This window comes from Shigella sp. FC1967 (assembly GCF_001743005.1).
In the GTDB taxonomy this organism is placed as follows: Bacteria; Pseudomonadota; Gammaproteobacteria; order Enterobacterales; family Enterobacteriaceae; genus Proteus.
Genome location: NZ_MIIZ01001025.1, coordinates 1 through 1,263, shown reverse-complemented (window position 1 = coordinate 1,263; position 1,263 = coordinate 1). Strand labels below are relative to the sequence as shown.

At 41.7% G+C, this 1,263-nt stretch carries 3 protein-coding genes; all 3 read right to left on the bottom strand.

The features are described 5' to 3' along the window. Positions 1-130: 130 nt before the first annotated feature. From BHE89_RS17725 to BHE89_RS17715, 3 genes are read right to left on the bottom strand one after another with little or no spacing between them, the layout of a single operon-like run. On the bottom strand, positions 131-325 hold the full coding sequence (locus BHE89_RS17725) for a hypothetical protein (RefSeq protein WP_069366902.1): 195 nt from the start codon (positions 323-325) through the stop codon (positions 131-133). A 2-nt stretch (positions 326-327) separates the two neighbouring features. Further along, positions 328-501 carry a DUF4222 domain-containing protein gene (locus BHE89_RS17720; RefSeq protein WP_074454056.1) on the bottom strand — a complete coding sequence of 58 codons (174 nt, stop codon included), beginning with the start codon at positions 499-501 and terminating at the stop codon, positions 328-330. Beyond that, complete coding sequence (locus BHE89_RS17715) at positions 494-904, bottom strand: host cell division inhibitor Icd-like protein (protein WP_286146263.1); 411 nt, start codon at positions 902-904, stop codon at positions 494-496. The genes BHE89_RS17720 and BHE89_RS17715 overlap by 8 nt, the downstream gene beginning before the upstream one ends. Positions 905-1,263: the final 359 nt, after the last annotated feature.

Genomic DNA, 1,263 nt, shown 5'->3' with positions numbered 1-1,263 from the left:
AAATGCGTATCTGTATCAGCTTCGTTCTCTACAGCCGTCAACAGTGGGATTAACAACGCTTGGAGTTCTTCGTTAATATGTTCAACTTCTTCCAAGGTAGATAAGTGACCAACATTTAATTTGATTGTTTTCATTTGGTCGCCTCCCGCGCTACGATTTGCTCTTGAATAAATACAGCTAAATCACCTGATAACTTCGCCATGAGTGACGATATAGCGGAAATATCGCTTATGGTTAGGTTGCGAGGATAGTTAGGCAACATCAGGCTAATCAGCTCTAACTGTTGTGCTTTTTCAGCGGCTTGATGAATAGTGATATCTGCCATAATTAAGCCCTCCCTGCGTAGGTGTATTCATTGCTGAACTGGCTTAATGAAACAATGACAGAACTATCAAAGCCGTCTCGTTGAAAGGTCACACGGTTAAATTGAACCGATAATACTTTGACGGTTTCACCATTATTTTTGTGCGCGTAGAAGTCGTTAGGTTGAGGGTTACGCATTAGTCACCGCCTTAGCAGGTAAGCGACCAGCGAATGACAGGATATAATCACGTACAAGCATCAGTCTTGCATCGTGTTCATTGGGTGCTGTAACAGTGACACGGCAAGGTTTAGCAGTAGTATCTGAGCGCTTAATGCTCAAAAACAGGAATTTGAATTGAGTCTGGGTAGGGGTTGCCATCATAAAGATGATCTCCAGTAACTTAACTAAGGAGTCATCACCAGAGGTGCAAATCTCTATAGGGGTGATGACGTTGGCAAGGTTTGCACTACTGGAGTTACTGGAATCCAGCCAGCCCGAAAGCTGCCTCACCAACGCCACCATTGAATAAGCGCGATATAATACCGCATTTAATAGATGTGCGTAGGCATTGACACAAAAAAAAGACGCTAGGCGCGTCATGTGTCGCCAGTAACTGATTCAGGGTGCAAATCCTGACACTAGATTTTGCTAGTGCTAGATCAATATATCCAACATTAAGTAGTAAGCGCAAGTGATAACCATCAAAAATATGAATGTTTTTAGTAATAACTCCTTTACCAATATCTAACTCATTACTAATCTTAAATTTCTGACTTGCTCGATATTTAATATCGACGTTTCCAAGGGTAGCCGATTGGCTGCCCTTTTTTATGGACTCAAAAAACTCAATTCCGCCTCGTGTAGTGACCCCGATTAAACCTTTCCAGTGAGGATAATTCGCCTCTTTAGAAAGGTGAGAAAAATCACCTTTAGCAAATAGTGTAAATTCTCCACGTTTT